Source organism: uncultured Acetobacterium sp., from assembly GCF_927416815.1.
In the GTDB taxonomy this organism is placed as follows: domain Bacteria; phylum Bacillota; class Clostridia; order Eubacteriales; family Eubacteriaceae; genus Acetobacterium.
This window is the reverse complement of sequence record NZ_CAKMJU010000001.1, coordinates 1-6,686: the sequence shown is the minus strand read 5'-3', so window position 1 is coordinate 6,686 and position 6,686 is coordinate 1. Positions and strand designations below refer to the sequence as shown.

At 45.5% G+C, this 6,686-nt stretch carries 3 protein-coding genes; all 3 read right to left on the bottom strand.

Annotated features, from left to right (window positions below; genetic code table 11):
* Positions 1-17 precede the first annotated feature (17 nt).
* The 3 genes from QZ998_RS00015 to QZ998_RS00005 all read right to left on the bottom strand — a co-directional run bounded on the left by QZ998_RS00015 (position 18) and on the right by QZ998_RS00005 (position 6,374).
* Complete coding sequence (locus tag QZ998_RS00015) at positions 18-3,200, bottom strand: EAL domain-containing protein (RefSeq protein ID WP_296556956.1); 3,183 nt, start codon at positions 3,198-3,200, stop codon at positions 18-20.
* Between the two features lie 502 nt (positions 3,201-3,702).
* Positions 3,703-4,848: an iron-containing alcohol dehydrogenase gene (locus QZ998_RS00010; RefSeq protein WP_296556954.1), complete on the bottom strand. Its 1,146-nt coding sequence runs from the start codon at positions 4,846-4,848 to the stop codon at positions 3,703-3,705.
* Between the two features lie 323 nt (positions 4,849-5,171).
* Positions 5,172-6,374 (bottom strand): bifunctional 3,4-dihydroxy-2-butanone-4-phosphate synthase/GTP cyclohydrolase II, encoded by a 1,203-nt coding sequence (locus QZ998_RS00005; RefSeq protein ID WP_296556952.1) that lies wholly within the window; start codon positions 6,372-6,374, stop codon positions 5,172-5,174.
* Positions 6,375-6,686: the final 312 nt, after the last annotated feature.

The window sequence follows — 6,686 nt, the reverse complement described above, 5'->3', positions numbered from 1 at the left end:
GGATTATTTTTACCGTTTTATGCGGTTTGTGAGCACTGATTTGGCTGAAATTGCTTAATTTCTATGCTTTTACTCGAAATCCGGGATAAGCCCCCGGGGCCAATGTTTTTGATCAGCGCTTTGGAATTCCCAACATTCATTTTTTTGTCTTTTATTTTTAGAATTGTCAAATCGGTCTTTAACAAATCTCGTAATGGCTGGCGGAAAGATTTACGTCGCTCAGCCTGGGGCTTAAAGGTGGCATCGCTGAGTAGTGGTCGGCATTTGCCTTTTGCTAACAGCTCATTAATTTTTAAAAATGGCATCGGTCGCGCGTAAAGGTAGCCTTGTCCGGCATAGCAATTATTTTCCCTCAAAAAGGCCAGCTGTTCCCAGTTCTCAATCCCTTCACAAACCAGTTTGATGCGCAGCTCCTTGGTCAAATTGATGATCGTCCTGGCAATGATGGCGGTGGTTTTGTCGCTTACCACGTTCTTTAAGAAAGACGCATCCATTTTAATCATATCGATATTAAAATGCTGCAGATAACTCAGCGAGGAATAGCCCGTTCCAAAATCATCGAGCGCCACCTTAATCCCGGCTTGCTGAAGCTTTTTAATATCGGCGATGGCCTTGTGCGCATTTTCGATGATCAGGCTTTCGGTCAGTTCAACGATCAGATATTTAGGATCGACCGCATACTCGGCCAGGATTTCGGTGATGTTTTTGACAAAATCGCGTTCGTAAAACTGGATGCTGGAAAAATTCACCGAAATATAAAATGGTTGATAGCCCTTTAAGATCCAATTATGATAATCTTGACAGACCTTTTTAAGCGTCCATTTGCCGATTTCAACAATTGCTCCGGTTTCTTCGGCCAGGAAAATAAACTCATCAGGAGAAACAATCCCCCAATCCGGGTGACTCCAGCGGATCAGTGCTTCAACCGCCAAGATCTGGTTGTTACTTAACTGCACCATCGGCTGATAAAAGACCATAAACTGTTCACTCTTGACAGCTAATCGCATATCGTTGCGCAGTTGCAGCTGTTTGTAATTTTGGATATTGAGCTCAGCGGAAAAAAAACGGCAGCGGTTGCGACCCTCTTTTTTTGACCAGACCAGCGCGGTATTGGCATATTGAATCAGCTGCTCAATTTCATCATGCGCCTGGTCAGCCCCCCTGTCAACATCGTGTGCCTGTTTCTCGAGTGGATATACACTGACCCCGACATTGACATTGATATCAAATTCATAAATATCAACTTTAAAGGAGCGCTCAAAGAACTCAATCACTTCGACCACCCTGGCATGGTAGGCTTCTAAATTAATTAGCCCTTCAATGACGATCGCAAAATGGTCTTCGGAATACCGCGAAATCAGCACCTCTTTTCCTAACAATAGGCGCAGCCGCAAAACAATCTGAATAATCAGCAGCTGCCCGACCTTAGCGCCGAGCGAATCATTGATCTCCTTAAAGCCTTCAAAGTCCAGCATCATAACAATCAGACTGCTTTGCTGCGAATCAGCTTTGAGACATTTTTCGGTCAGCTCCTTTTTAAATTGATTAGGTTTGGGTAGGGCAGTGGTTTCATCATAAGAGGCCAGCTTTTCTATTTTGCGCTGCAAAATAATGCGATTGGTAACATCCCGAAAATCAAGTACCAGCCCCTGGATAATCGGATGATCAAGAAAATTCTGGATATGGACTTCCAGATATTTAGGTGTCTCAGTCTTGCCAGCGAAGCTAATAATCCCCGTTTCGGTGATTGCTTTATTTTCAATGGCGCTATGAATCAAGCCCCTTAAATAGACGGCGTCATCGTGGTCATAATAATCGTAGACACTCTTGCCGATCATCATTTCGGCATCGAAATTGATGACCTTTTGGGAGGTATCGCTTATATAGCTAATGATCCCGGTGGCGGTAATGATCTCAAAAACTACCCCGGATTCCTGGATCAGCATTTTTGTCCGCTGCTGGATTTTGTCAATTTCATGCTGTTTTAATTCAAGTGCCCGTTGATACTCTTTTTTTTCGGTAATATCCTGGATGGTTCCATGAACATGGATCATCTGACCCTTATTATCAAGCTTAAATTCGACCACCTGCAAAACTTCGCGAACTGATTTATCTGGGCGGATGACTCTAAACTCAAGCTCAAACGGGTCTTCTGTCAGCGGCGCGGCCATTGAAGCGATAATAATGTCACGATCCTCGGGATGCACCCGCGCGAAAAAATCCTCAAAGGTGCCCTTAAATTCTGCCGCAGTAATCCCAAAAATCCGCAGCGCTTCATCAGACATGAAATTCTCGGCTTTCGCAACGTTCATTTCCCAGCTACCAATTTGTGCCAGTTGCTGGGCATGTTCAAGATTTTTTTTGATAAAAACAATCTCATTTTCCAGCTTTTTAATTTCACTAATATCCTGAATGGTTCCCACCAGATCGATATTGAGGCCGTCCTCATTTAGCATTGGCTTACCCACCAGGCGCAGAAATTTGATGCTTTTATTGCGCAGTTGAATGCGGTATTGCAGGTCAAATTTTTGATGAGTCAGCCGTTTTTGGGTGAGTTCTGCTAAAATATAGCGATCTTCCGGATAGGTAAAGTCCATTAATTCGATTACGGTACCGCCAAATTCTTCCGACTTAAGATCATAGATCCGATAGATTTCATCGGACCAAAAAATTTCTTTTTTTACGGCATTATATTTCCAGCTGCCTAAACCGGCAACCTTTTGCCCCAGATTTAAGTTTTCACCCAATTCTTTCAAACTGTTCTCAAATGTTTTTTCGCTGGTAATATCCTGAATCGCACCGATAATCTTAACCTGCTGACCGCTTTTATCGAGCAGCGTCCGGGTTTTTTCGCGTACAAATTTGTGATTTCCCCGGGCAGTGACAATCTGGTAGACCAGTTTCTGATCCTGTCCCGCAAAGGCCAGCTCGCGGGCATTTCTGACCTTGCTTAGATCCTTTTCACTAATATACTGAAAGTAAGAATCAGCATCTTTTCCCATCTGATCGGGAACCGTTTCAAAAATATGATAATATTCATCGGTAAAGTAGATTGTATCGCTGCCCATTTCATAGGTCCAGGTGCCAATTTTCATCATTTCCTGAGAATGATGGCGGTTTTCCGGATAAAACTGGTCCTTTTCTGAAAGCGATGAGGATTCCCTGAGCTTGATGTGATTAAATAAGCTTTCTAACGCCATCCCGGCCACCACCTTTGCAATTTATCAGCTGGTTTAAGAATTATTGACTTTATCATTTTTCCTCCTGAGCATTAAAGCACTAATTTCGGTTATTGAAATTCTATTATTGTAATTAGATTATTGTAATTCTATTATTGAAATTCGATAAAAGAATTTTTGATTATCTCGCTAGTATTATATGCCCCTTTGAATCAGTCGCTAACCACTTGTTTTAAAAAGTAGCGTCATTAAGCACTTAAAATTAAGAAAATTCAGTCTATTTAAGGATCGGGTATTTTGGCAACGCAAAAAAAACAGCAGTGACGCATAGTGCGGCCTCTGCTGTTTTTAACGTTATATTTGGTTTGATCTTCAAAAGTAATCTTTTCGATTTTTCATGCAATATGTTGACTGAGAGCTATGTTGCAAAATCACCATCCTATTTTTAATGGCTTAAATTAATTTTTGACACCTTAACTATATTTTTCTGTTTAATTACTACAATCCTTCAATTAATCCGACCCTACAAGGCCAACCGGTATAATTCTTCAATCTGGCTGACGGTGGTGGCTCGGGGATTAACCAGGATATTGCCGCTTTTCATGGCGTCTGCGGCCATGGCTGGGATCTTATCGGCGGTCACACCGACCTCACTGAGAGTTTGAGGAATCCCCAATGCAGCGGTCAGGCTGCGGATCTCATCGACCAAAGTCTGAGGATTAAAAGCAGCCGTATCCTGGCCTGGCTTGAGATACTGGTAAATTTTTTGATAGCGACCGGTATCAGCCAGGGCATTATATTTAAGCACTGTTGGTAGCAAGACCGCATTGGCGACCCCATGCGGGACATCAAAGTAGCCACCCAGCGGATGCGCCATAGCATGGACATTGCCCAACCGCGCCCAGGCAAAGGCGATCCCGGCAAACATACTGCCATAGAGCATCGCCGCCGCCGCTTCAGGATTGCTGCGATCAGCGACAAAGAGGCGGATATTGTCACCAATCAGCTCCAGCGCCTTTTCCGCCATCGCATCGGAAAAGGGTGAGGCGGCCTTGGACAGATAGGCCTCAATGGCATGGACCAGGGCGTCAATCCCGCAGGCAGCGGCGATTTTTTCCGGCGCCGTCATCACCAGGCTGGGATCCAGTACCGCAAAAGCTGGGATCAGTTCATAACTAAAGACTGTCAGCTTGTAATTGCGGGAACGGTCGGTAATCACCGCAAAAGCCGTCACCTCCGAGCCAGTACCAGCCGTGGTGGGAATCGCAATCAGCGGAATAATCGCGCCGGGAACCAGATGGGCACCCTCATAATCAGTAATCGTACCACCAAACTTAGCCAGCACCCCGACCGCCTTGGCAACATCCATCGGCGAACCACCACCCAGAGCAATCAGACAATCCGCTCCACTGGCAGTAAAAGCCGCCGTCGCCAGCTCAACCGTTTCCACCGAGGGATTAGCCTCAACGTCGACAAAGCTATCAAAAGCAAGCCCCGCCCGACCTAAGCTATCAGTGATCTTAGCGACCATCCCCAGCTGCTGCAGCAGCGGATCCGAAATCACCATCACTTTCTTAAGCCCCTGCTTAACCAGCAGCTCCGGTAATTTTTCAATACTATCCGCCCCACAAATAATCTCCTGTGGTATCTTAAAATTAAAACTATTCATCGTTATTCCTTTCAAGCTGTTATATCTAAATAGAGGGGTCTACCCTGTGCGCAAGCGATGCTTCAATCCACTAACTTAGTACCGACAATTATTACATCATGTTGTGACCAAGGGGTCAGACCCTACGCATCGGGGCAAACAGTCGATAGACTGTCCGATCCTTCGCGAAGGCAACGAGCCAATCACAAGCTTGCTTGTAGTTGGCGACTGCCCGCGACCAATGCGAAAGGAGCATAGCGAATTTCGCATGGTGCAGCAAACAACAGATTAACAAGGGTCTGACCACTTGGTCATTGGTCGGTACGGCAGTTTATCACTAGGTTTTAGTTATAATTTAAAATATGGCCCATTTTTGCCTGTTTGGTTTTTAGATAAAACAGATCATGATAGTTGGCTTCCATTTGGATGGGAACCCGCTCCACCATTTCCAGACCAAATTCCGAAAGACCGTCGATTTTTTTAGGGTTATTGGTTAGCAGCCGGAGTTTTTTGATGCCCAGGTCGTTTAAAATCTGCGCACCGATATAATATTCCCGCAGGTCTTCCGGGAATCCCAGTTCAATGTTGGCCTGCACCGTATCCATGCCGATATCCTGAAGGGCATAGGCCTTTAATTTGTTGATCAGACCAATCCCCCGGCCTTCCTGACGCATGTAGAGCAGTACCCCCCGACCTTCTTTTTCAATCGCGGTCATCGCCGCCCCAAACTGATCGCCGCAATCACAGCGGATCGAACCAAAGGCGTCACCGGTTAAACATTCAGAATGAACCCGACACAGAACCGGGCTAGCACCGCTTACATCTCCCTTTACCAGGGCCACATGGTGTTCGCCGTTAAGCTTATTGACATAAGCATAGGCCATAAAATCACCGTATTTGGTGGGCATTTTGGTGATCGTGACACAATCGACCAGTTTTTCATTTTGCTTGCGATAGTCCTGAAGATCTTTAATGGTAATGAATTTCATCTGGTGGGTCTGGGCAAACGCGATCAACTCGGGGGTCCGCATCATGGTGCCGTCTTCCTGCATGATTTCACAACACAGGCCGCATTCTTTTAACCCGGCCAGTTTGACCAGATCGACGGTGGCTTCGGTATGGCCGTTTCTTTCCAGCACCCCATTTTCCCGGGCGACCAGGGGAAACATGTGTCCGGGCCGCCGGAAATCTTCCGGTCTGGCGTTCTCGTCAACACACTTGATGGCGGTGACCGAACGTTCTGCCGCGGAAATACCGGTGGTGGTATCGACGTGGTCGATCGACACGGTAAAAGCGGTGCAATGATTGTCGGTGTTATCCGTCACCATTTGGGGAACGGCTAATTTTTTGACCAATTTTTCGCTCATCGGCATACAAATCAGCCCTTTGCCATAGACAGCCATAAAGTTGACGTTTTCGGTGGTGGCAAATTCGGCGGCACAGACAAAGTCGCCTTCGTTTTCGCGGTCATCATCATCGGTGACGATGATAATCTTGCCGGCTCGCAAATCTTCCAGTGCTTCTTCAATGGTATTAAATTTAAACATAATAGCCTCTCTTATTTTAATTATTTTGGATTTACCCAAGCTACCGTACCGACCAATGACCAAGGGGTCAGACCCTTGTTAATCTATTGTATGCTGCAAGCTCGGACACTCATGAGAAATTCGCTATGCTACGTTCTCATGAGTGTCCGCCTTGAGGCACACAATATGATATAACAATTGTCGGTACTAAGTTATTCCTTTTGACAAGATCAAGTTTGTAAATAAAAGTTCACGTTAAAACCCGGCCTCAGTCAGAAAATCAACGGTCAAACGACCGGATTTTTGCTGGTTGTGGTCTGTTTTTGGGGCTGG

Bases quoted from the DNA above. Each gene is read 5' to 3' on its own strand.
- QZ998_RS00015 (WP_296556956.1), bottom strand. From the start codon at position 3,200: ATGGCGTTAGAAAGCTTATTTAATCACATCAAGCTCAGGGAATCCTCA.
- QZ998_RS00005 (WP_296556952.1), bottom strand. From the start codon at position 6,374: ATGTTTAAATTTAATACCATTGAAGAAGCACTGGAAGATTTGCGAGCC.
- QZ998_RS00010 (WP_296556954.1), bottom strand. From the start codon at position 4,848: ATGAATAGTTTTAATTTTAAGATACCACAGGAGATTATTTGTGGGGCG.